Origin of the sequence: Peribacillus sp. CSMR9 (genome assembly GCF_033141925.1) — a bacterium.
GTDB lineage: Bacteria > Bacillota > Bacilli > Bacillales > DSM-1321 > Peribacillus > Peribacillus simplex_A.
In genome coordinates this window covers 1-24705 of record NZ_JAOPHO010000047.1, presented here as the reverse complement: position 1 = coordinate 24705, position 24705 = coordinate 1, and the positions used below count along the sequence as shown (strand labels likewise).

General features: G+C 39.4%; 23 protein-coding genes and 1 pseudogene. 7 read left to right on the top strand and 17 right to left on the bottom strand.

Going from position 1 to position 24705, the window contains the following annotated elements; translation table 11 throughout:
- Position 1: 1 nt before the first annotated feature.
- Positions 2-775 (bottom strand): enoyl-ACP reductase FabI, encoded by a 774-nt coding sequence (fabI, locus tag N9I19_RS17775; protein WP_317778552.1) that lies wholly within the window; start codon positions 773-775, stop codon positions 2-4.
- Positions 776-910: 135 nt separating this feature from the next.
- Positions 911-2251, bottom strand: a complete 1341-nt coding sequence (gene mgtE, locus N9I19_RS17770) for a magnesium transporter (RefSeq protein ID WP_411730485.1) — start codon at positions 2249-2251, stop codon at positions 911-913.
- A gap of 145 nt (positions 2252-2396) precedes the next feature.
- Between mgtE and prpE the strand changes: the two genes are divergently transcribed.
- Positions 2397-3140, top strand: coding sequence for a bis(5'-nucleosyl)-tetraphosphatase PrpE (prpE, locus tag N9I19_RS17765; RefSeq protein WP_061462111.1), 744 nt, complete (start codon positions 2397-2399; stop codon positions 3138-3140).
- 90 nt (positions 3141-3230) lie between these two features.
- Here prpE and N9I19_RS17760 read toward each other — a convergent pair whose 3' ends face one another.
- The 3 genes from N9I19_RS17760 to yjbM are packed head-to-tail and all read right to left on the bottom strand — an operon-like array spanning position 3231 to position 5624.
- Positions 3231-4145: an RluA family pseudouridine synthase gene (locus N9I19_RS17760; protein ID WP_317778550.1), complete on the bottom strand. Its 915-nt coding sequence runs from the start codon at positions 4143-4145 to the stop codon at positions 3231-3233.
- Between the two features lie 17 nt (positions 4146-4162).
- Entirely contained in the window at positions 4163-4957 is a 795-nt protein-coding gene (locus N9I19_RS17755; RefSeq protein WP_061462109.1) for an NAD kinase, read from the bottom strand.
- A 46-nt stretch (positions 4958-5003) separates the two neighbouring features.
- Positions 5004-5624, bottom strand: a complete 621-nt coding sequence (yjbM, locus tag N9I19_RS17750; RefSeq protein ID WP_061462108.1) for a GTP diphosphokinase — start codon at positions 5622-5624, stop codon at positions 5004-5006.
- Positions 5625-5946: 322 nt separating this feature from the next.
- Between yjbM and N9I19_RS17745 the strand changes: the two genes are divergently transcribed.
- From N9I19_RS17745 to N9I19_RS17730, 4 genes are all read left to right on the top strand, one after another.
- Positions 5947-6525, top strand: a complete 579-nt coding sequence (locus N9I19_RS17745; protein WP_317778549.1) for a CYTH domain-containing protein — start codon at positions 5947-5949, stop codon at positions 6523-6525.
- Between the two features lie 25 nt (positions 6526-6550).
- A complete protein-coding gene (locus tag N9I19_RS17740; RefSeq protein ID WP_411730477.1) occupies positions 6551-7210 on the top strand; it encodes a lytic transglycosylase domain-containing protein in 660 nt (219 codons plus the stop codon).
- 233 nt (positions 7211-7443) lie between these two features.
- Entirely contained in the window at positions 7444-7848 is a 405-nt protein-coding gene (locus N9I19_RS17735) for a globin domain-containing protein (protein ID WP_061462105.1), read from the top strand.
- Positions 7845-8735 (top strand): ClpXP adapter SpxH family protein, encoded by an 891-nt coding sequence (locus N9I19_RS17730; RefSeq protein WP_081108725.1) that lies wholly within the window; start codon positions 7845-7847, stop codon positions 8733-8735. The genes N9I19_RS17735 and N9I19_RS17730 overlap by 4 nt, the downstream gene beginning before the upstream one ends.
- Positions 8736-9763: 1028 nt before the next feature.
- On the opposite strand, the gene N9I19_RS17725 is transcribed toward N9I19_RS17730, so the two are convergent.
- From N9I19_RS17725 to N9I19_RS17690, 8 genes are all read right to left on the bottom strand, one after another.
- A complete protein-coding gene (locus N9I19_RS17725) occupies positions 9764-9964 on the bottom strand; it encodes a helix-turn-helix domain-containing protein (RefSeq protein ID WP_317778547.1) in 201 nt (66 codons plus the stop codon).
- Positions 9965-10170: 206 nt separating this feature from the next.
- Positions 10171-11988, bottom strand: a complete 1818-nt coding sequence (pepF, locus tag N9I19_RS17720; protein ID WP_317778546.1) for an oligoendopeptidase F — start codon at positions 11986-11988, stop codon at positions 10171-10173.
- Positions 11989-12166: 178 nt separating this feature from the next.
- Positions 12167-13378, bottom strand: coding sequence for a competence protein CoiA (locus tag N9I19_RS17715; protein ID WP_317778545.1), 1212 nt, complete (start codon positions 13376-13378; stop codon positions 12167-12169).
- A 100-nt stretch (positions 13379-13478) separates the two neighbouring features.
- A complete protein-coding gene (gene cls, locus N9I19_RS17710; protein WP_317778544.1) occupies positions 13479-14987 on the bottom strand; it encodes a cardiolipin synthase in 1509 nt (502 codons plus the stop codon).
- 114 nt (positions 14988-15101) lie between these two features.
- Entirely contained in the window at positions 15102-15770 is a 669-nt protein-coding gene (gene mecA, locus N9I19_RS17705) for an adaptor protein MecA (RefSeq protein WP_061462101.1), read from the bottom strand.
- Positions 15771-16237: 467 nt separating this feature from the next.
- Positions 16238-16633 carry a transcriptional regulator SpxA gene (gene spxA / locus N9I19_RS17700; protein WP_061462100.1) on the bottom strand — a complete coding sequence of 132 codons (396 nt, stop codon included), beginning with the start codon at positions 16631-16633 and terminating at the stop codon, positions 16238-16240.
- Positions 16634-17245: 612 nt separating this feature from the next.
- Entirely contained in the window at positions 17246-17443 is a 198-nt protein-coding gene (locus N9I19_RS17695; RefSeq protein WP_317778543.1) for a hypothetical protein, read from the bottom strand.
- 15 nt (positions 17444-17458) lie between these two features.
- Complete coding sequence (locus N9I19_RS17690) at positions 17459-18040, bottom strand: GNAT family N-acetyltransferase (protein WP_061462098.1); 582 nt, start codon at positions 18038-18040, stop codon at positions 17459-17461.
- Positions 18041-18138: 98 nt separating this feature from the next.
- Between N9I19_RS17690 and N9I19_RS17685 the strand changes: the two genes are divergently transcribed.
- On the top strand, positions 18139-18327 hold the full coding sequence (locus N9I19_RS17685) for a hypothetical protein (protein WP_061462097.1): 189 nt from the start codon (positions 18139-18141) through the stop codon (positions 18325-18327).
- 56 nt (positions 18328-18383) lie between these two features.
- On the opposite strand, the gene N9I19_RS17680 is transcribed toward N9I19_RS17685, so the two are convergent.
- The gene (locus tag N9I19_RS17680) at positions 18384-19562 is read right to left on the bottom strand and encodes a putative glycoside hydrolase (protein WP_089363689.1); all 1179 of its coding nucleotides are present in this window, start codon (positions 19560-19562) and stop codon (positions 18384-18386) included.
- Positions 19563-20093: 531 nt separating this feature from the next.
- On the opposite strand from N9I19_RS17680, the gene trpS reads away from it, so the two are divergent.
- Positions 20094-21080 carry a tryptophan--tRNA ligase gene (gene trpS / locus N9I19_RS17675; protein ID WP_061462096.1) on the top strand — a complete coding sequence of 329 codons (987 nt, stop codon included), beginning with the start codon at positions 20094-20096 and terminating at the stop codon, positions 21078-21080.
- 141 nt (positions 21081-21221) lie between these two features.
- Here the strand turns inward: trpS and N9I19_RS17670 are convergent.
- The 3 genes and pseudogenes from N9I19_RS17670 to N9I19_RS17660 all read right to left on the bottom strand — a co-directional run bounded on the left by N9I19_RS17670 (position 21222) and on the right by N9I19_RS17660 (position 24513).
- Positions 21222-22576 (bottom strand): annotated as a pseudogene (locus N9I19_RS17670) (IS1182 family transposase).
- 301 nt (positions 22577-22877) lie between these two features.
- Positions 22878-23633, bottom strand: coding sequence for a YjbA family protein (locus N9I19_RS17665; RefSeq protein ID WP_034314514.1), 756 nt, complete (start codon positions 23631-23633; stop codon positions 22878-22880).
- A 109-nt stretch (positions 23634-23742) separates the two neighbouring features.
- Complete coding sequence (locus N9I19_RS17660; RefSeq protein ID WP_317778542.1) at positions 23743-24513, bottom strand: DUF2268 domain-containing putative Zn-dependent protease; 771 nt, start codon at positions 24511-24513, stop codon at positions 23743-23745.
- Positions 24514-24705: the final 192 nt, after the last annotated feature.

Sequence of the window (24705 nt, the reverse complement as noted above, 5' to 3'; positions counted from 1 at the left end):
GTCATCCGATTATATGATAACCCGAATCCACATGGATATTTTCCCCGGTAACTCCGCGGGACATGTCACTTAATAAAAATACCGCCGTATCCCCTACTTCTTCCGGAGTCGTTGTACGACGGAGCGGTGCTTCTTCTTCAATCTTCTTCAAGATTGTATTGAAGTCCCGGATACCTTTAGCGGATAACGTACGGATTGGACCGGCTGAGATTGCATTCACTCGAATGTTATCTTTACCAAGATCATTTGATAGGTAACGGACATTGGCTTCAAGTGACGCCTTAGCCACTCCCATTACATTATAATTTGGCATGACACGTTCACCGCCAAGATACGTCATCGTGACAATGCTGCCACCTTCCGGCATGATTTCTTTCGCAGCTTTAGCTACAGCGGTTAAAGAGAAAGAACTGATATTATGGGCAAGCAAGAACCCTTCACGGCTCGTGTTGAGGAACTCTCCGTCAAGTTCCTCCTTGTTGGCAAATGCGATACTGTGTGCCACGCCATGAATGATACCTGTTTCTTCCTTAATCGTCGCAAAACATTTTTCAATGCTTTCATCCTTCGTTACATCACATTGTATAATGGCGGAAGGCTTCCCTTCCAATGTAGAAGATAGTTCCCTAACGCTTTTTTCTGTACGATCTTTTCCGTAGGTGAATATCAGCTTTGCACCTGCCTTATGTAAGGAACGGGCAACTCCCCATGCAATACTTCTTTTATTCGCTACACCCATTATGACAAACGTTTTTCCCTTTAATGAAAAAGTCATCGTATGTGACCTCCTAATTTTAATACAAGTTATTAGTACCTGCTACTAATGACAGTATACCAAATTTCCTCTGATAAAAACACCGTTTTCTGAAGTCCCTTTGGAATATCGCTTCCCCAAAAGGCCTGCTTTAACTTATAGTAAATAACCCATGAATAATGTAGCTAATCCAAAATAAATCAGAACACTGATAATGTCATTGATAGTTGTAATGAATGGTCCTGAGGCTACCGCCGGGTCAATCTTCATTTTATGCATGAGGAGCGGTACAAGCGATCCCGCGAGTGTGGCAACTATTAAAGTAATGAAAATCGATATTCCAACCAATAAACCCAGCATTAGATCACCTTGCCAAATATATACAATAAAAATGATGGCTGTTCCACATGTCAGGCCAGTGATGAGGCCAGTCCCCGCCTCCCGTATGACGAGCTTCCACTTGCTTGCCTGCTCCAATTCACCTGTTGCAATTCCCCGTACCGCCACGGCCAATGCTTGTGTTCCTGTATTGCCAGCCATGCCGCCAATCAATGGAATAAATACAGCAAGGATCGCTTTTTGGCTAAGTGTCTCCTCGAAACGACCAATAAGGCTAGCGGTCAATAAGCCTAAGAACAAGAGAATGATCAACCATGGCAACCGTTTTTTTGCAGCAGAAAAGGGACTCTTATCAACATGATCGAGATCTGGTACACCCGCTAATTTAGAATAATCATCGGATGCCTCTTCATCCATGACATCAATGATATCATCAACTGTAATGATCCCTAACAAATGGTTTTGAAAATCGACGACTGGCACGGCAAGGAAATTATAGTCCCTTATTTTACGCGCAACCTCTTCCTGGTCTTCAGATACAGGTACGGATACTACCCGGTCATCCATTAGATCACCAATTAAAGCATCTTCATCAGCTATGATCAATGTCCTGAGCGATAAGACACCAAGAAGCTTCTTATCCTGATCGGTAACGAACACATAATATATCGTCTCCGCTTGCGGAGCTTCCCTTTTTAAGATCTGCATGGCTGATCGAGCCGTCTCGTTTGCTTCAATGGCGATGAACTCTGTCGTCATGATGCTTCCCGCTGTATACTCTTCATAGTTTAGAAGCTCTTGGATTTCACTTGCCGCTTCATCATCCATGATGGTCAAATAGCTGACGGCCTGCTCATCATTGATTTCATTTAGGACGTCAGCCGCGTCATCTGCATACATATGGGAAAGCATATCAGCTACGTAAGAAGGATTCATTTCAGCCAGCAGGCTTTCGAAATCCTCTTTATCTATTTCTATATTTTCAAAAAGGCCAGCCATTTCTTCCGGTGACAAATATCTATATACGACGGATCTGAATTCATCTGACAAGCTTGTATAAAATTGGGCCTGATCATATGGATGCATTTCAAGGAACTCCGTACGGAACTGATCCAGATTTTCCGTTTTAAGCGCTTCAAGCAAAAGCCCGTTATTCATTTGAACACGTTCCCTTTCCTTCATCTCCTCCATAACCTGCACCTCCTAAAACATATTTTTTCATTTCCTCGTTTATATTTTATTTTTTTAAATAATACTATACTAATACCATAAACATATACAAAACAAACAAAGGGTGTGTCAAATGAACATCGATATCATAGGGGACATTCATGGATGTTTCGCCGAATTCAAGCAACTGACGGAAAAAATGGGCTATACATGGGATACTGGGATTCCTGTCCATCCCTCTGGAAGGGTTCTCGGCTTTGTAGGGGATTTAACCGATCGCGGCCCTAATTCCCTTCAAGTAATCGAGGTTGTCCATGAATTAGTCATTAACCAAAATATTGCAAGGTATGCCCCAGGAAACCATTGCAATAAATTGTATCGTTATTTTTCAGGCAATAAAGTTCAAATATCACATGGTTTAGAGACTACAGTAGCTGAATATGAATCCCTAAACATTCGGGAGCAGAAGAAAATCCGAAAAAAATTCATGGATCTGTATGAACGTTCCCCACTATATCAACTTATTGATGATGGACGACTGATCATTGCCCATGCGGGAATTCGCAGTGATTATATTGGCCAATATAGCAGTAAGGTAAAAACCTTTGTCCTCTACGGTGATATCAATGGCTCCAAACATCCAGATGGGTCCCCGGTCAGGAAGGACTGGGCTCAATCCTACAAAGGGGAAAAATGGATCGTGTATGGTCATACACCAGTCCCTGAAGCAAGACGAGTCAATCATACTTACAATATTGATACAGGCTGCGTCTTCGGTGGAAAACTAACAGCTGTCCGTTATCCTGAAATGGATCTTCAAGAGGTGCCTTCAACCATGCCATATATAGCGGAAAAATTCAGGACATCTTTTGATTAACCAAAAAAACTCGCCATCTTGGTGAGTTTTTTTGCGTCTATGGATTTTTGCTTAATCTTGTTTTCGGCTTGATGCGGGCCGGTTATAAAATCAGGAATCCCAGCCTATACTTCCCTCGAGCAATCGGGTCATATCTTCAGGTAGCTCTTCTTGAAACAACATCATCTTCTTTGTGAAAGGATGTAAAAATTTCAATTCAAAACAATGAAGGGCCTGGCGAGAGATATCCCTCCTGCTCCCTCCATATAAATCATCACCAGCCAATGGATGACCAATATGGGCCATATGGACCCTTATTTGATGTGTCCTCCCTGTTTGGAGTTCCAAATTGAGGAATGTGTGCGACCCAGTGTGTGCCAATACCTTAAATAGAGTACAGGCATACCGGCCATCGTCCCTGACTTCCCGTTCAATGATGCTGGTCGACTTTCTGCCAATTGGCGCAACTATCTCCCCTTCAGGTCCATCTACGAGTCCTTCGGCTATGGCTTGGTATCTCCGTTTAACCTTTCCTGATTTTTGTTGTTCACTTAAAAGGTGATGGATATGCCGATGCTTGGCAATTAAAACCAACCCCGATGTGTCGCGGTCAAGCCTTGTAACAATATGGATCGTTGCCTGTATTCCCTTCTTCTTATAATATCCCGCCAAGCCATTGGCCAGACTGCCGTTGGGATGCTCCCGGGAAGGAATGGTATTCATGGAAGAAGGCTTGGCCACCACCAATACAAATTCATCTTCATACCTGACATTTAGGGGGATGGGTTCTGGCAAAAGGCCTTCACTTGCCTTCTCCGGCGGAAATATGACGGTGATGATGTCGCCGGTTTCAATCCGTTCCCTTACGGTTACTTCTTCGCCGTTCAACTGGATATATCCACCTTTAAACTTAATATCCGTTAATGCTCGTTTTGAAATATCGCATTTGCTGAGAAACTCTCGCAATAATGAGCCAGAATCCTCTTCAAAAACCGACCAGGTCAAAGAAAAGTTTTGATTTGACATGAGGTGAGTCTATCTCCTTAATTAGCAATAAATGAATCATGCACTCTTTTCCAGAAAGGAAAAGGGCGGAATCTGGCAAATCGGATCTTTTCATCTGCAACTCGGCACTGTATCGACTTGACGTCTTCTTGAAGCAGGGTCAAATGATCGATCGTAATTTGAAAATTGACAGCATTGACAGGCCGGAACATACATGTATGATGTGCCGGCAGCAGCAGAGGAGATCCGACCGTCCTAAACACCCGGTTATTAATGGATGCCAATTCGGTAATCTGAATGGCATCGATTGATGGATGGACGATGGCTCCACCAAGCGCCTTATTATAAGCCGTACTTCCAGATGGCGTCGCAATGCATAGACCATCTCCGCGGAACGTCTCAAAATGCTGGCCGCGTATCTCAACATCCATGACAAGCGTCCCTTCAACACTTTTGACTGTCGATTCATTCAAAGCCAAAAATCTGGTTTCGCGTCCTCCATGCTGATAACGGACGATTGTTTCGAGCAGTGGATACTCCACCACTTGAAATGGGGTTTTTGCTAAAGCAATCACTAATTTTTCAATTTCATCAGGGGTCCAATCTGCATAAAAACCAAGATGTCCTGTATGTACACCAACAAAGGCGGTTTTGTCCAATCTATTACTATAACGGTGAAATGCATATAATAATGTGCCATCACCACCGACAGAAATGACAATATCCGGCTGATCTTCGTCATATTCCAAATGAAAGTCCTGAAGATACGTTCGCATCCTTTGCATTAAAGTATTCGATTTCGCATCTCCTTTTGACGTAATCGCAAATTTCATGTAATCCCACCTTACAATTTAGATTTCTTTTTGTTCATTTATACGTTTAAGAATCTTTCTTCCTGGAAAAAAGACGCTGTGCTTCCTGGATTTCCGTACGGATTTGCGACATCTCTGCATCAAGCAGGAAGGCGGCTTCAGCTGCGCGTTTTAGCCGCAGTTGAATATCTTCCGGAAAAATGCCTTTATATTTATAATTTAAAGAATGTTCAATCGTAGCCCAAAAATTCATCGCAAGTGTCCTGATTTGAATTTCGGCAAGTATATTTTTTTCGCCATGGATCGTCTGGACCGGGTAGCGGATGACAACATGATAAGAACGGTAGCCGCTTGCTTTTTTATGGGAAATATAATTCCTCTCCTCGACTATCTCAAAGTCATTGCGACCTCGTAAAAGTTCAACTACCTGTTCGATATCATCCACGAACTGGCACATCATGCGAAGTCCTGCAATATCCTGAATTTCGGTTCCCAATTTATCAATGGCAATATCCTTCTGACTCGCCTTATCCAAAATACTGACAATCGGCTTTACCCTGCCTGTTACAAATTCGATCGGTGAGTGAATATTCTCTCTCTCAAACTGTTTCCTTAATCCCTTTAGCTTAACCTTTAATTCTTCGACAGCCTGAGTATAAGGCGCCAAGAAATCGTCCCAACTCTCCATTGCCACACCACCTATATCTATCTAAAAAGCGTCTGTTCAACTCTGGTATGGGCAGAACGCTCTCCTTATCCAGCAGTCCTATGACATACTGCCAATTCACCACTGGATCCTATTGAATCTTTCTCTAAAAACAAAAAGTATGTATTAATTTCTCTATAAACGGTAATCCACTTCCCGTGTTCAACGTTTTTATTTTATCATATCCTGCAATTGATTCCTAAATATTCAAGTACAATAGCAAAAAATTATTGTATTCAATTTGACAGCTTGAATGGTTCTTATATGATTAACCTAAGATATTTAGTCAGGAAGGAAGGGACACATGAGCCAGCATATTGAAATTGAGTTTAAAAACCTTTTGAAAGAAAACGAATTTCGACAACTGATCCATTATTTTCATATCGGGACATCGAACTTTAAATCACAGAAAAATCATTACTTCGATACATTCGAATTCCATTTGAAAAATCTGGACTCTGCGCTTAGGATCCGGGAGAAAAACGGCTGTTACGAGCTAACTTTAAAACAGCCTGCTACAGAAGGATTATTGGAAACGAATCAAGATATCTCTAAAGAAACCGCTTATGCGTTTCTGAATCAAAACACTTTCCCTGAAGGGGAGATCCAACAGCTTATCATTGAATGCGGAGTTAATCCAAAGGATTTTACCTGTTTTGGGACATTAAAGACTGACCGTTATGAATTCCCTTACAAGGAGGGTTTACTTGTTTTAGATCATAGTTCATATGTGAATCAGGAAGATTTCGAGCTTGAATATGAAGTGACGGATGCAAAAGCCGGTAAAGAAAATTTCCTGACTCTCCTTGAAACCCTTCAAATTCCGGAAAGAGAAACCGAAAATAAAGTTAAGAGGTTTTATCGCGCCAAATTCCAGGAATAATCCTGTTTTTTAACCATATTCGGAGGTGGGAAATTTGATAATCCAAGATTTCAAGACTTTTATGGAATTGCAGGCAATCCAGCAATTCACAAATGGAAACATCCCTAAAACTGTTTCATCTCGATCCGTTTTCCAGGACATGCTGTCGGAACTGGTTTCGGGTGATGCTCTTGAAGGCACTTCCCAGACATTGGGTTCCTTATTATCCAATGTGGAAACGGAAACGAAGTCCTTTCTTCAATCCAGAAGGCTGACATCCAATAACCAGATAGCTGCTGCCCATACTAACGATGAGACTCGCGAAGCCGTCACAAATTACGATCAAATCATCAGCCAGGCGGCCAGCTTGTATAATCTCCCGGAAAAACTGATTAAGTCGGTCATTAAACAAGAATCGAACTTTAACCCTGAAGCAACCAGTTATGCTGGTGCAACTGGCCTTATGCAGTTAATGCCCGCAACTGCAAGGAGCATGGGAGTTGATGATGCAACCGACCCAGAACAAAACATCATGGGCGGGAGTAAATATTTAAGTCAAATGATGGCCCGTTATGACCGGGACATCCAGGTTGCCCTTGCTGCTTATAATGCCGGACCAGGAAACGTAGATAAATATAATGGAATTCCGCCCTTTAAAGAAACTCAGAATTATGTCCAAAAAGTATATGGCACATTTTCAAGCTAATGAAAGCTGACCCTGATATTTTTGATGGGTCAGTTTTTTTCATATGTGTACATTTATTTCTTATCCAAAACCGCACAAAAGTTTAAGTCCCCAAAAGCGGTCTTTTCCGTTCATTCCCCTGTGTCATACTACAGATGTAAAATTTTCTTCAAGCTATATATTTGTTATATCAGTACGTCATTGATAAAATATGTATAAACATCAACCATCTTTCAATAAAAGGAGTAATCAACATGATGCAAGGGAACCCTACACCATATGAATTAATTGGAGAAGGGCAATTACACAGGTTAATTGATGTGTTTTACTCCAACGTTAGTCAACACCCGGATCTACTGCCGATTTTCCCTGACGATTTAACAGAAACGGTCCGTAAACAAAAACAATTTATGACTCAATATTTAGGTGGTCCCTCTTTATATACTGAAGAACATGGCCATCCTATGTTGCGGGCTCGACATATACCTTTTGAAATTACGCCAGAACGAGCGAAGGCATGGCTCTCATGCATGTATCAAGCTATGGACGAAGTGGGCCTTGAAGGTGAAATAAGAGAGTTTTTCTATCACCGCCTTTTTTTGACGGCACAGCATATGATCAATACATCCGGTACTGATGGGAAAGGAGAAGACAGTTGAGCGCACATAAACCAGTTTTCAATATTTCCGATTGGATCAAGACGCAGCATTGCTATGATATAGGAAAAAAGCCAATTGAAATTTATGTTTTTGTTGATCCGCTTTGTCCCGAATGCTGGGGCTTAGAACCAATTATTAGAAAATTACAGATAGAATATGGCCAATTATTCAGTTTACGCCATGTTTTAAGCGGTAAAATCGATTCTCTTAATATGGGGAAAAATAAAAATTATGAAAACCTTGCTCATGTTTGGGAAAAGACAGCCAGCCGCTCGGGAATGTCCTGTGATGGTAGCCTTTGGTCTGAAAACCCAATCTCTTCTCCATATACAGCTTCCATCGCAATAAAAGCAGCGGAATTGCAGGGCCGTAAATTGGCCATTCGCTTTTTAAGGCAGCTTCAAGAATATGTATTCATTGGGAAAAAGGATATATCCAATATCGAGGTCTTGACCGAGTGTGCCAAAACGGTTGAACTGGATGTGGAGGAATTCCTTGATGACATCAATTCTTCCAGTGCAGCCAAAGGTTTTCAATGTGACTTGAAAATAACCAGCGAAATGGAAGTGACTGAAATACCTTCCCTTGTCTTTTTCAATCAAAATATTGAAGAAGAGGGAATAAAGGTTTCGGGTGTCTATTCTTACGAGGTATATGTTCAAATTTTAGAAGATATGCTTAATGGTCTTCCCGCCCCTGCAAAACCACCCTCTATCGAAGAGTTTTTAAGCTGTTTCAAACTGGTGGCCACCAAGGAAATCGAAACGGTTTATAATATGAATAAGAATAACGTCGAGTTGGAAATGAAGAAACTTGTTTTAAAACAGTTGGCAGAAAAAATTCCGGCTAAATACGGGACGTTTTGGAGATATACAAAGAAGCAGTAATGATTTTGACTGCTTCTTTGCTATTCAAAAAAAAGGGAAAAACCATGCAAATCAAATGATTGCATGGTTTTTATTATAAGAAATAAGGGGATGGGAGAAATTTTTTTCACGATCAAACAAAGGGGTAAATGTTTATTTGTGATTTATTTCACAATAAATAATATAACAGATAATCCATTTATGTTTCAACTATATGTATTACTTTTCACAAATTGTTCATAATATATACTTTATCCCTTAGGTGTATTGTAAAATAAGAGCGTCTTTTTAATTTAAAGGTTTATTGCTATCTTCTTTCTGATTGATTTCTGATATGTAAGGATATACATTAAATTGTGAAAAACATCACATTTTAATGCATATCCTTTTCTAACATTTGTCACTTTTTTTTACAACTGGCCTCATTTCACTTCAACAACATGAAAAAACCCCAGCAAATCGCGAAATTTGTTGGGGTTTTCATCTATTTATACGAAAAAGGGGATGGGAGAAATTTCACGACGAACAAACAAAGGGGTATATGTTTGGGATGTGATAACTTCTTATCTGTACTATATCAGATTATACACATTAATTGCAAGAACTTTGTGCGCATTTTCACATTATTGTCATATTCTTAGAATACTGCTTATTCTAAAACATAAAATCTAATAAAGGAGCAGATGACCATATACTGCTGTCAGGTTGGAGGTGACCAAATTGAAAGGCTTTATTCTACTCATACTCTTAATAGGGTCGCTATTCGTCCAGCTACTCGGTATCATGCACCTCATTCCTCTGTATTTCACCTCCCCAATTTTATTTTTTGTTTTCTTCATTATTCTTCACAGCTTAAATCAAAGAAATCGTTTTAAAGGATTATAACGGATATTCATATAAGAGAAAAAGGGACCAAAACTGAAGTAAACCCAAAAAGTTAGACATTTATTTAATTAGGCAGTCTTGAGGGGCAAGAACCCGGTAATCTACCGGGTTCTTGAACTAAGGCTCTCAACTAAATATGCATTCTCTGGACATCAACGTTCATTTCAGCCTGTAAACCCTCTAATGAATCCTTCTACTGGTATTTTCTTCGTTTCTTTTTTCATGGATGGACGCCCCTTTTTATTCGGTTCAAGATCGTCAACCCCGTTCTCCTCAAATTGCTTTAGCCACTTATCCATAGTATAGGGAGAAGCAATATTATACACAGCAGCCACTTGGGTATTAGTCACTCCAAAATCGTTCATATAGTTTTACTACATCTATCTTCATATCATAATTGGTATTAAATTGGTTGGCGACAGATCTAAATGAGTCAACTCCTTCTAAATAAGCAAGGACAGCTTTTAATTATAACTCTAAAGAATATTTTGTCATAAAAAATAGCACCCCAATTGTTAGATGGTGTCTAACAATTGGGGTGCAGTTCAGCCGCTCGGGTCCCTTTCGAATCCTATTTATTCAAAAGCTCTTCCAACTCATTTAATTTCTCTTCGAATACATTCATGGCTTCTTGTACAGGCTCGGCTTTTGTCATATCGACCCCTGCCTTTTTTAGTACTTCAATCGGATAATCAGAACTTCCTGATTTCAGGAACTCCAGATACCTTTTGACAGCGGGCTCTCCTTCTTCAAGGATTTGCTTGCTTAATGCTGTTGCTGCACTTATTCCAGTCGCATATTGATAAACATAGTAATTATAGTAGAAATGTGGAATACGTGCCCATTCCAAACCGATTTCTTCATCAATTGTCACATTCTCACCAAAGTATTTCTTGTTCAGCTCATAATATTCCTTAGTTAACATATCGGCTGTCAACGCTTTCCCATTTTGAGCTTTTAAATGTATGGAATGTTCAAACTCCGCAAACATTGTTTGGCGGAACAATGTTCCACGGAAACCTTCTAGATAATGATTCAATAAATAGATGCGCTTCTTTTCATCATCGATTGTATTTAGTAAGTAATCATTCAGCAGGTTTTCATTACAAGTCGAGGCAACTTCCGCTACGAATATAGAATAATTACCGTATGGGTAAGGCTGATATTTACGCGTATAGTAGCTATGGACCGAATGCCCGAACTCATGAACGAGCGTGAATAAGTTATTGACGTTATTTTGCCAGTTCATTAAAATATAAGGATTCGTCCCGTATGTACCAGAAGAATAGGCACCGCTTCGTTTCCCTTTGTTTTCATGCACATCGACCCAACGGTTTTCAAATCCCTCTTTCAAAACATTCAAATAGTCCTCCCCAAGCGGAGCAAGCCCCTTTAGGACATAATCTTTGGCCTCCTCATATGTCACTTCCATCTTCACTTCTTTAACAAGCGGAGTGAATAGATCATACATATGAAGTTCTTCCAATCCTAGTACTTTTTTACGTAAATCAAGATAACGGTGCAGTAACGGCAAGCTGTCATTGACTGTTTTAACGAGATTATCGTATACTGTCTCCGGAATGTTATTGCTACTTAACGCCGCTTGGCGTGCTGAATCATATTTTCGGACTGTGGCATTGAAATTATGGTTTTTCACCTCACCTGACAGGGTTGAAGCAAATGTATTACGGAACTCACCATACTTGCTGTATACCCCTTTAAATGCCTCCTCACGTACACGGCGATCTTCACTCTCAAGAAAACTGATATACCTTCCATGAGTTATTTCCACTTCATTTCCCTCTTCATCCTTGATGGTCGGGAATTTCAAATCAGCATTGTTAAGCATACCGAAAGTATTGCCTGATGCATCGAGTACTTCTGAAGCTTGTGCCAATAATTCTTCCTGCTCGGCAGATAGGATATGGGGTCTCTGAAGATTGATTTCCTCTAATGAATGTTTATATAATTTCAATTCTTCTTTTTCTTCCAAAAACCCTTCCACTTTGCTTTCATCAATACTCAATAGCTCAGGAACCATATATGAAAACGCAGCCGCTGCCTGGGCGTATAAAGCTTTTGCCCGATCTTCCATCCCTTGATAAAAAGGATTGGTTGTATCTTGGTCATTGCGCATATGTGAATAAGAATAAACTTTCCCTAGCTTCTCAAATACTTCATCTTGGAGTTGAAGAGCCGAAAATAACTTTTCTGCGCTTTCGCCCAAAGTCCCTTTATGTCCCTCCGCTTTCTTGAGATCTTCTTTTACTGCTTTGAAAGCAGCTTCCCAATCTTCTTCGGTGGCGAAGATATCTTCCAGTCTCCAAGTATCTTCCGCAGCTATTTCACTTCTTGAGGGTAATGCATTCACTTTTGTTTCTTGTGCCATTAAAATTCCTCTCCATTCTATAGAAAACTCGCCATTCAGCTAACAATCACCAAACCGGACCAATGCTTCAAACAGCTTCATGCTTCCTTAAAGATTTTAAATCCTCGTTCCTATTACTATTTCTCCATTAACAAAAATAATCCTGCCAATTCATCTGAATTCAAGATAAATAGAGATGTTATCCCCGATTATACTGGATATTCCCCTTTTCCATCATCAATTTATGCTTATCATAGAAATTTTTTTCCATCATTTGACCGTGGTCACTGGTGAAGGGAATGGAAAATGCCTTTTCAACTTTAAATACCCCCTCTTCCTCCTTTGAAATGTAACCCAATTTCTCTAATAGCTTGATATATTGATCTAAAGGATATTCCACGGGTTTTTCATGAAGCAATGGTAACGGTCTGAACTTTATTTCCCCCTTTTTTGAACGCTTCTTAAAAAAGTGGATAATATCAGCCATAGAAATCTTTTCCCCAGGTTTTTTCTCTTGAAACACATCCATGTAAAACCATGCCTGCCATTCAATCGGGGAAGTTTCGATCAACAGCATCCCTCTGACAGGAACACCCACTTCAATGGGAATTGCCGCAGGTGTAATATGATGTAAATAGAGCCCTTCGAAAAAAGGATCGCTTCTCCGTGCAGTTTTCACACGATGAAGGGTCCAGTCTTTTCGTTTGTTTCTCCACGCAGGCAGAAAAGGGAAATGGAAGCAGTTTTGGGGCAATGCCCGACTAGGGGGTAGGAGCGTTAAAGACGCAGTCGTCAATTCGGCAAAGACGGTTCTAGGGGTAAAAGGAGTGAGGTTCTTCAATACTGATAAATGATTAGTTTCCGGACAATACATCCAAAGAAACGGATGGTGGCAACTGCCGGTGACGAAGAGCCATTGGAATCCGGATAAACTGAATTCATACATGCTTTTCCTTTTTAGGTGTTTTGCAGCGAGGACCCAAATTGGTATGATGCCTACGCTTTGATAGGCTCTTGTCCGTTCAATGAATTCAATCTCCGGAATAACTGAGCATTGAAATTCTATTGCATAGCGATTACCTCCTATCGTAGCTAAGATATCAGCCCTTTTCTTGATTTCGGGCAGGTAGGCTTCTAAATCCACTTGATAACCGTGTGATGAAAACCACTGAAACAATTTTCTTTTTCCCATTAAATGATAGCCGGATTCCGGTTCTGAAGAAGCACGGCATGAAGAATTAGTTTTATGGGCGAAATGCGGGACCCTGACGTTTCCTGCTTTAATGGACATTTCCATCTTGCAGCATGGACAATAATAATCTGTTGACTTTCTCCATTCAGCAAGCAAGTTTGCCGGTATCTTTTCAGGAAGGGTAATCCAAGTCCCATCACTCTTTATCGCAGTTAACATACATCTCCTCCTCACCCCCACTACATTCGCTTGCATAGCAATGGATTCCTTTTAATTTTCAAAAAAAAAATGCCTGATCGGCATAAAGGAAAAGTAATATCTAAAGAAGGGGGGAAAGCAATCGGCAAGTGGATTCCAACACTTTCAATCCGAAATTCCGTTTGGAAAACGCATTGATTTCCACTTCTTGGGATACCTTTATATCTTCCAAAAAATCATTTACCAGCTGTTGTGTACTTTCCGTCCGGTAAAGGAAGGCATTGACTTCGAAATTCAAGTGAAAGCTTCTCATATCCATATTGGTTGTCCCAATTGAGGCCATTTGGTCATCAACGATGATGATTTTACTATGCATGAAGCCTTCATTATATTGGAATATACGAACTCCAGAAGTAAGCAATTCGGGAAAATAGGTTCTCGAAGCATGAAATACAATTCGCTTATCTGGGTTCTTTGGGACGAGCAGCCTGACATCCAAACCACTTAAAGCAGCTACCTTCAATGCTTGAAGGATATCGTCGTCAGGAACAAAATAGGGAGATGCAATCCAGACAGACTTTTCTGCTGAGGTAATCATCTTAAAAAAAATGCTCTTAATGATCGTCCACTCACTATCCGGCCCTCCGCCAATCAATTGAACTCCGCCATGCCCATCATGGATCGGCATTCCGGTCAGGAGGTATTCATCCGTTAAAAAGCTATTATTGGTGCTATAATACCAATCCTGCAGAAATATGAGCTGTAAAGTCCTGACCGCTTCCCCCTTTACGAGAAGATGCGTATCACGCCAAGAACCGAATTTCGGATCATGTCCCAGATATTCATCCCCAATATTGAGGCCACCCATGAAACCGACAGAGCCATCTATCACAATTATTTTACGGTGGTTACGAAAGTTGAATTTATTATTTAATAAAGGGAGCTGCAACGGACCAAAGGTGACCATTTCGACTCCAGCATTCTTCAGTTCATCGATATAGGAGCGAGCTAGCTTCCAAGAACCAACCGCATCATAGAGAAAACGGACCACTACCCCTTCTTTTACTTTTTGTATCAAGACATCTTTTAGAACACCGCCAATGCGGTCATCCCTAACTATATAATATTCTAAATGAATATGATGTCTGGCTTTTTTTAATTCTTCGATGATATTAGAAAAAGTCTCCTTACCATTCCTTAAAATCCGGGTTTCGGTCGTAAATGAAATAGGACTATTCCCTAGCCTATTTGCAAGCTTGAATAACTGCTGTGAGTTTTCTCCCATTTCCTTAATTCGATCATTATATTCCGCTTCTCCGCTTATTTTCACGAAACTTTGCTTATCCAAAAAGTACTTCTTGCGAAATATCCTCTCTTTCCGATAATTACGGCCAAACAAAAAGTAAAAAATGAAACCGATGAATGGGAAAGCGCCAAACATAAGAAGCCATGTTATGGTCTGGATGGGATCCCGATTTTCAAGGAAAATGGCGGATCCAATTATCACCAAGAACAGGGTCATTATAAGACTGGAGTAAAATTCCAGCCTACCATCGATTTCATTTATCAGAAAATACCAAGGGCCGACCAACAAGAGAATTAGCAGACTTATGCCAACTATATTCTTCACCTGGACTACCTCCAATTAACAAACACAGGCACATTTAAAAACCTCCCTGCCTAAGGTAAAAACTTTTATTCTTGGACGAAAAGGCCGATTTCTACTGAAATCGGCCTCAACAGTCTATGCGAAATATTTATCGACCGTTGTGAATACATCATTTTCGATGACTATTTTCCCGTACTCTTCAAGCATGTGCACCGTTATTGGTGACTCCTGACTATACTCCAATAAGAGGCTTAACACATTATCGATTTCTTCCTCGTCTATTTCCGCCTCGGAAAACTCGATATAAAGATAATATTTATTTTGATAAACATAAAGTTTTGTCGTCCAGTCATCCAAGCCATGACGCTTGCTTAATGAAATGACATCTTCAAAATCCTCGAATGTCGTGATGAATTCAATCATACCATCTTCGAATGTTATACCGCTTTCTTCATCCTTACCATGAAAATGTTGATCAAGAAGGGTATCCATCTTATCTGATACATTCAATTCCTTAAACTTATCATCTGAAAGAGGCAGCTCGAGTTTCTGACCATCTTTGGCAAGCTGGGCTTTTGTGACCAAAACCTCCAAGCCTTTTTCAAGGGCTTGAACTTGAATCCATAAAGGTCCTTCAATCATGAATTCTTCTTCTTGATGCACTTCATCCATCATTTCCCAAAAAAGTTCCTCACTTCTCTCACGACTGTACCAAATCTCTTCGCGATCGAAGCCTCTTTCCTCAATATCTATATAGGAAATATAAAATTTAACTGTATCGTCATTAATGCGTTCGATTTCCATGATTCCCCTCTCCCTTCCTTTCTCATTTTGAAGGGATAATAACCCCCAAGCGAAAATTGCTCTTAAAAGCTCTTTACCCGTAAGTGAATACTGTAAATCATGATAGTCATTAAAACATACTATTTTACATCATTTTATGACAAAACCTTGAAGAAGGGAAATAAAAAACATTACTTATCTAAAAAACAATTGTTTGCCTAATATTCCATTCATTCTATAAAATAATTCATCCGTATGCAACTATCACAATGCATGCTTTAATTTTAATCTTACCGCCGTTTATGCCTTATTATATACATGCGATGGTTAATTGCATTCTTATTTTATCTTTAAATGATGACCGGCTATAGGGACTTGCTTGAGATGCCAAACATCCCTGTCGCCCATGGATCTAAAATTGGACGAAAAATCGGTTTTGTATAAAGAAAAAGCCCTGCACAATTCCTGGCAGAGCTTGAAAGACATTATTAGTTGACCATACGTTGCGCTTCCCGTAACTGGAAGGTTCGGACTTTACGTGGTAAAAAGCGTCTTATCTCATCTTCGTTATAACCTACTTGAAGCCGTTTCTCGTCAAGGATAATTGGACGTCTCAACAATCCCGGGTTTTCCTTGATCAATTTATATAATTCTTGAAGAGGCAGGCTCTCTAAATTTACGTTTAACTTTTGGAAAGTTTTAGACCGTGTTGAAATGATTTCATCGGTTCCATCTTCTGTCATTCGAAGAATTTCTTTAATTTCATCAATTGACAACGGTTCAGAAAAAATGTTTCTTTCTTTATATCCAATCTCATGTTCCTCTAACCATGCTTTTGCTTTTCTGCATGAAGTACAACTAGGTGATGTATATAATGTTACCATGTTTACTCACACTCCCTAAATATAGAATCGGTGATCTATGAGGGGAAATCTACTATTAGTATTCATAAGTACCACTCTAATTTGAAATAATTTTAAATAAGTATTTCATATTCTTTATTATACACTAATTCATTTAAAATGAATACCCTTTTTGATATTTGAAAAAATCCTTTTAAACTTCTTGTTTAGCCTGTACTATAGCTATTTCGTTTTTTTATGTAATACATTGAAATCACTTTTTCTAATTGAAAATACCTACCTACCATTCTCATTTAACTCTCAATTCAACCCTCATGATTTTTTCAATTTGCTCGTTACTTTTATTTACCCCCAATCCTTGTCAATAAACAAGATCATGTTAATATATTTTCTTTAATAAAAAGCAAATTCCTCCTTTTACAAGAAAAACCATTCTTTTAGCACATATAATACCAAAAGTGAAAAAGGAAATTCAAAAGAATCGGCAAGTAGGGAACAATCTACCATCCAGAAGTTATAGATATTCATTTTCCTTCAATGTACAGGTGAACAACCGGCACTTTCATACTGTAGCATATTCGAAAAAAAGCCAGTTTCCTCTGTTTTTTTCTTTAAAAAAGGTTCCAGTTGATTTCAGAAATTCGCTCCTGCCGACTGTCTGCCAAGCCTCATCAAAGCAAGCATCTGCGGGGTCTCGGCAAGCCAGTTATTCGACAGGAGTGTCGCAAATTTCAAGCGCAAAAATACATGAAGGATAACCAAGTCTTGTTTTAAAATTACGGTTCGGGGTGAGACACTTTCGAACTTATCGACAAAATGAAAGGGCCGCAAAACCGGCCCTCTTTCTCAGACTTCCATCTCTTTAAAAATATCCGTTTCCTGACCAGCATTCAAGCTTAGTACATCCTCTACATCCTGATAAGACTTTCCATAAAGGTCGTCATCTTTGTAGGTATGGATTTCAGAATAAATCTCTTTCATGAAATCAAAAACGTCTTCTTCTTCAACAGATGGATTTGCCGGCCAATATAAGATTTCCATTGGAGTATTCTCTTTGGTGGCAAGCGATTTTCTGCTGTAGGAAATCGAAGAAGCATGCTTGAATCCTTCCCTTTTATAAAATCTCAGCCTTTTAAATGTATCATCATCATTTTCTTGAACTGGTTCGACTTCCAGCAAAATCGTTTTCTGCTTTTTTTGCAATTTCTGGATCAATTTCCTTCCTAATCCCTGCCCCCTTGATTTCTTTGATACAAATAGGTAATCAACGAATATAAACTCTTCCCCTTCCACATACAATAAAACATGGTCGGGACCTTCATCCTTTATATATATTTCCTGCTTATCTTCTAAGAGAACTTCAATATGTTCTTTAGACTTCATTTCTTCAATGGGGAAATACTGGTTTAGTTTTTCATACCAATTCATGGTTTAATCTCCTCTTTTGCTAGTTTATTCTTTCCAGATTTTCTCTTATCCACTACAATGGAACTTAAATAGCTTTAAAACAATATTGGGGGGGTTGGATGTTCAGTTACTTTATTGACTTTGTTTTAGTCGCAGCTTGCGTTATTGGCATCACTGCCGTGAATGGCGTTGTGACGAATGGTATCGGCGAAAAATGGTTTGGAGGGAAACGTCACTCTCATATTTTCGATCAATCGAGACGAATTCAGTCAGGGTGGAATCAAGTTGGCGGGAATAAAAAGCGGTAATTTTAGAAAGAAATCGGATGACCGGAAGGATATTCCTTAAGGCCATCCCCTTTTTTTCATGGGGTATAATCCACTCCCTTTGTATATCGATTTGCTGCATTCCATAATAAATATTCATCAATCCCATTATCATTTAACGCTTTTATTTGGGCTTCCACTTCTTTCTTTCCATACCTTTGGTAATTCCCTTCTCCTAAATACGAAGCAGTAAAATCTTGAAGCCAAGGTCTTGAAGTTGGCGGGGTTTTTAATTCCTTCAGCTTCCCATTTTCCAATTTCGCATATTCCTTAACGAGATTATAGGGCTCCAAATCAGGCTTATCGATACCAAAATAAGATGTCCAATGACTTGGATAGATCATTGAGGAAATTACATCCACGTTCTCAGAGATTTTAGTGAAGTTCTGTCCAATTCCGGGAGCTTCGGGTAACGTAGCCGCATATCCAAAAATATCCACCGACACTTCCACACCATATGGCTCCAGTTGTTTCTTCGCATAACTTACGAAGTCCGTCACTGCCTGAACCCTTTTAGCTGAATGACTCACTTTCGCTTCATCATATTCACCGATATCATATTTCAAATCATTTTCTTTATTTTCGAATCCTTCGGGAAAACGGACATAGTCAAATTGAATTTCTTTAAAACCCATTTTTGCCGCTTCAATGGCAATACCGACATTATAATCCCACACCTCTTTTAAGAATGGGTTAACGAAGGCTTCACCTCGACCATTCTTCCATACCTCTTCGCCATCTAAAAATGACAATTCAGGCTTCTCTTTAGCCAGAAGTGAGTCTTTAAAGACAACTACCCTTGCAATCGGATAAATCTGCTTATCCTCAAATTTTTTCAGCATTGCCTTAGGATTCTTTATGTAGTCTTTACCAATCCCGGCATATGGAGAATCGGGATTTTTGGTCTTATACGTTACGTTCCCCCAATCATCCTTAATATCAATGACCATCGCATTCAAATCGGTTTCATCTACATATTTAATAAGTTCATTCAATTTATTGCCACCCGCTGCAGGCCCTGTTACATATATTCCACGCACAGCATCCGGATAGGCGAATTTCAACCCCGAATCAAAAACAAAACGCGGTGCATTCACAGGCAGTTCTTTATTTTCTAATGCTACCTGCCTGGTTTCGTTCATGTCCTGTGCATGAACTGGCTGTTGAATCAGGAATATGCACATACCTGTCATCAACCATTTACTTCTTTGTTTCATTTCCTCCACCTCATTCGCCATCAGTCATCAATATTCAATAAATAAAAATAGACCCCTTTCTTTAATACCACAACCATTTAACTTTACTCCTATATATTATAAATAATTAAAAAAACTCTGCCATAAATAAACACACTTGGATGCAAACACGTTTCCAGCACGTATTCCCTTGTATGTATCTTTCCCTAAAATCGCCTGCTCAAGGTGAAATATATAAAACGGTTTTATTTACCTTGATGCTTTCATTGATCGATACAAACAGACGGAAAGTCCGTTCCAGTGGCGTTATTGCCGTTTCGATTATACATTTAATATGAATAAATGCTAAAATACAGTTATAGTGGACAATTCGTATTCTCAGAATGGCATCGATACAGGACAAAACGGCCTTCCACGAGATTTAAATGAGCGTTCCCCTTTCAAGGCGCACATTTCTTTCAAAGAAAGTGGATTCATTTTCTATTTATCCTTACAATAATGAAGAGCGAATATCCATTTATCAATAAACGCATTTAGAGGAGTGACTAGCAGTTGAAAAGGATTTTCTCCGGCATACAGCCATCCGGTTCCGTTACTTTAGGAAATTACATCGGAGCCATGAAACAATTCGTTAACTTACAAAATGAATATGAATGTTTCTTTTGTATTGTTGACCAGCATGCAATTACAGTTCCACAAGATCGCCTTAAATTAAGGAAAAACATTAAAACATTGGCCGCTTTATATTTGGCCATTGGCCTCGATCCAGAAAAGAATACAATCTTCATTCAATCAGAGGTACCTGCGCATGCTCAGGCAGGCTGGATTTTACAGAGTATTTCCTATATTGGTGAACTTGAGCGAATGACACAATTTAAAGATAAATCAGCTGGCAAAGAGGGGGTTTCTGCAGCATTGCTTACATACCCGCCGCTGATGGCAGCCGATATTCTCCTTTATAGTACGGATGTAGTTCCTGTTGGGGAAGATCAAAGACAGCATCTTGAATTGACTCGCGATTTGGCTGAACGGTTCAATAGAAAGCACAATGATATTTTCAAAATCCCGGAAATCAGCCTCCCTACAGAAGGGGCACGTATCATGTCCCTACAAGAACCAACCAAGAAAATGAGCAAATCGGATCCTAACAAAAAGGCAACGATTGCCTTATTGGATGATCCGAAGCAAATCGAAAAAAATATCAAGAGCGCTGTTACCGATTCCGAAGGCATTGTCCGTTACGATAAGGAAAACAAAGCCGGTGTTTCCAACCTGATGTCCATATACTCCATCTTCAGTGGGAAAACCTATTCAGAAATTGAAGAGATGTATGAAGGTAAAGGTTATGGTGACTTTAAAAGTGATTTGGCTGAAGTGGTTCTTGGAGAAATCCTGCCAATCCAGGAACGCTATCATGAATTGATCGATTCACCAGAATTGGATGAAATTCTTGACCGCGGTGCAGAAAAAGCGAACATTGAAGCCAATAAGATGATTAGAAAAATGTATAATGGCATGGGACTTGGCAGAAAGAGATAAAAAAAAGACGATCCTCATCGGATCGTCTTTTCAGTTTGTAGACAAAAGGGGTTCGGAATTAAAAAATTCTGAACCCCTTTTGAAATTCCCTTTGAATTTTCGCCTAAAGTTAAGAGATTGGGGCTCTACGAGCCCACTATGTTAGGCCATTTTTGGACCTCGCCATGTCCAATTGGCCATCTTCTTTAAATTAATGGCAGCGAAAGTAAGCATCGCCTGCATCGACAATTTTTTAAGTCCCCTTAAAGTAGTCCAACGCATACCATGCTTTTCTTTTGCATCTGCGAATACACGCTCAATCGTTTCTTTACGTTTTGCATATATAGGTTTTACATCTTGATGATGACGCAGATGATCTGCCTCTTCATGTGTTTGCCAGATATGCCGTGTCACCACTTTTTGAAAGTCTTTGCTTTCTGTACACTGAGATAAAAATGAGCATGTTGTACAAATTTGTTTTGGCGATTTGTACTCGCGATAGCCCTCTTTATTTGTTGTTGAGTACTTTAAAGTTTCGCCCGAAGGGCAAAGGTAACAATCAAAATGTTCATCGTATACATAGTCCTGTTTGCAGAAAAATCCTTCTTTGGTGCGAGGACGTGTATAAGGCAAAGCCGGTATGATTTCTTTGTTAAATAGGTAGCTTGTAATCGCTGGTGTTTTATAAGCTGCATCTGCGGCAACGGCTTCCGGTTTTCCAACTTTCTCAATCACTTGTTCAACTAGTGGCTCTAAGATCTGACTGTCATGTATATTTCCAGGTGTTACAATCGTTCCCAATACAAAACCGTTGCGGTCTGCGGCCGCGTGGAATGAATAGGCAAACTGTTTTGTTCGTTCATCTTTCACATAGTAGCCACTCTCAGAATCCGTTGTACTTTCTTTAATCTCTTTGGTCTCTTCTTTATCAAATTTATCTGGTGGAAAAGGCTTTTTTCCATGGTTTTCACGATCTTGATTGATTTCTTCTTGAAGACGTCCTTGATACGCTCGTGTTTCTTTACGAACGATTTTCTTTTCAAATTTCCGTTTATTCGCACTGGCTTTCACATGTGTGGAATCCACGAAAACGTGTTCAGCACTTATTAACTTTTTATTAGCAGCTATCATTAAAATGCGATAGAAAATCTGCTCAAACAGGTCTGTATCTTTAAAGCGTCGCTCATAAGTTTTCCCGAACGTGGAGTAGGAGGTACTTTATCATGGAAACCATAACCTAGGAACCAACGGTAAGCCATATTAGTTTCAACTTCTTCAATCGTTTTACGCATGGAACGAATACCGAAGGTATATTGAATGAAAGTCAGTTTAACTAAAATAACTGGATCAATACTTGGGCGTCCTACCTCTGAATACATATCTTTCACCAAGTCATAATTGAAAGTGAAGTCAATGGCAGCCTCCATTTTACGAACCAAATGGTTCGGTGGCACCAGTTGATCTAACGTAATCATTTCAAGTTGATCTCGCTGAATAGAATCATGTTTAGAAAGCATCCTCATCACCTCAAGTTTTAATACTTCTATTTTAAAACAAAAATGACTCCAGGCAAAAGTGTTTATCTAAAAGGTAAGACAAAGTTGATTGGAGCGGGTGTTCGAGACTCCTGCGGGAAAAGCGCGTCTAGGGGAGACCCCGCAGGCGAAAGCCGAGGAGGCTCCCCGACCGCCCGCGGAAAGCGAGTGCCCTACGTTCCAATCAACGTCCAAATTGTACAAGCCATAAAAATAGACAAACTCGATTTTCATCGGGTTTGTCTACAGTCTGAGACGATCCTCATCGGATCGTCTTTTTTGTTCATAATATCGATGGGCTATCGCCAGCCTCCACTTGCCAAAGCTTTTCAAAAAAAGGCTGCCCCTTCACCAAGTTTTCACAAAGTTGAAGGTGCTTCTCTGACCAGCCTTCCTTCATTTCTTCATATAACTCAAGCCATGCTATCTGAAAATCCATTTCTTGAATGCTTTCATATTTTTCAGGAGCCCATTCTGTATACCAATAGCGGATTTCAGCAGTGTTTTTCGCCGTGAATAATTGGTCCATGGCCATGAATAGTAATTGCTTAAGCTGTCTTTCTTTTCTTGTCAACCCATTCATGAATAAGGGAGACGGCGATAAAATATGATATTCTTTCTCAGATGTAGGTTTTTCAGTAAAGGTGTAATCCATCTCATCATGGTTTTCTATCATGTCATAAACAATTTGTTCCTGCCGGGGAATTATTCTGCTTTTCCTAATCGGAATATGATAACCTATCGTATCAACAGCTAAAATTCCATTTCCATCAGTCACGATAAAACAATAGTCAAGCTGAATTCGTTCATGATTTTTCCTTGCATATGCTTTTTGATACACATCATTCAGCAATGGCTTAGGTAATTCTGACAAGTCGTTTTCTATGTAGTGGAACAATGTTGATGACACTTTCAACAAAGGAACTTGATCTAGTAGCTCGATCCCATCATCCTTCCTCCATTCATGAAAATGACAAATATTATAGCCGTTTTCTTCTCCTTCAAACCAGTTAACCCATACATCATGAAGATATAACATCATTCATCCCTCACTTAAACAAATTTCTGTTTGTCAATCAGTATAGGCAGGAACCATACAATTTATTCCTATTCCAGAAAACAGATTAAGAAAAAAAGAACGTATATAATTAGTTCTTTTTCGATAAGAATTCTTCAGATTGAATAATGAATGATTTTTTCACAGAGAGTTTTTCAGAATTTCTCACTAGGTAATAACCACTACAGTATCCAAGCATATGTGGGTATCCTTTCATTCCAAGCAGAAGGACATCATGAAGAGGATCTGTACGTTTTATTGTGTGCTTTTCTTGTAAATGCTTGCTCCAAAATTCTCGCAGTTTATCTTCCTGATATAATTTAGTCCATTTCGCTAAATATTTTGCTCCTAAATATTTACCCACCGTTCTTTCCGCCAGTCCTTCCATGATCATCGTATCAAGAAGAGTGAATTCTTTTTGATCCTTTTTCAAATGATGTAATCGGCAGACATGATGATATTCGTGAATCAATATGGCCTCCATTTCCTTTTCAGCTATACCCTTGTCGTAAAAAAGGAATAGTTTATCTTTAAATGCCAATCCTGACTTCGTTTCAACCATTTTATTCCACATCCCTGAAGACATGAGCGGAAAAATATATATGGGAACATCAGGCCCTCCCCACAGTTTCTTATAAGAAGTAAACAGGCTTTGTGTTTTTTCCCATGCATTATTTTCTTTTAAATGTTCCCATGTGAGTCTCGTTTTTTTATTTGGCGAATACATACCATGCTTCAATAAATGATGATAAATCATATTCGCATCAAGGGTATTGTTGAATGTACTTTTAAGTCTTTCCATCATCTGAACAGGGCGGTTGAAATCCTTTTTCATCCACTCATCAGTTAAAATAACTCCCATTTCTATACACCCCCGCTTCTTTTGACTATCGTATGATTTTAAAAAGGCGGTTGACACTTTTATATCCCTTGCATAACCTCTATAACACAAAAAGAGCAGATCCCAAGAGATCTGCTCTCAGTTTGTAGACAAAAGGGGTTCGGAATTAAAAAATTCCGAACCCCTTTTTGAGATTCCCTTTGAATTTTTGCC